Below are 210 nucleotides of genomic sequence, written 5' to 3'. Positions count from 1 at the left end.
GCTATTGGCTTCCGCCGTGCCGGTTACCGTCGGCTGGTTGTTGGCGGTGATGCCGTCCGTGCTGCTGGCGCCGGTGTCTGTCGCCGCCGTCAACCCACTGACAGTCGGCGCGATCGGCGCGCTGGTGTCGATGGTGATGGACTTGGCCGTGGATTGGCCGCTGACATTGCCGGCCGCGTCGGTCGCCGTCGCCCGGATGCTGTGATTGCC

1 protein-coding gene is annotated in these 210 nt (G+C 68.1%); it reads right to left on the bottom strand.

Annotated features, from left to right (window positions below):
* On the bottom strand, window positions 1-210 hold a 210-nt coding region (locus C2I19_RS22585; protein ID WP_233201260.1), incomplete at both ends, for an Ig-like domain-containing protein.

The sequence above is a fragment of the Chromobacterium alticapitis genome (assembly GCF_002924365.1).
Classification (GTDB): domain Bacteria; phylum Pseudomonadota; class Gammaproteobacteria; order Burkholderiales; family Chromobacteriaceae; genus Chromobacterium; species Chromobacterium alticapitis.
Note: the sequence above shows the minus strand (reverse complement) of the source record. Positions and strands in the feature narration are given on the sequence as shown.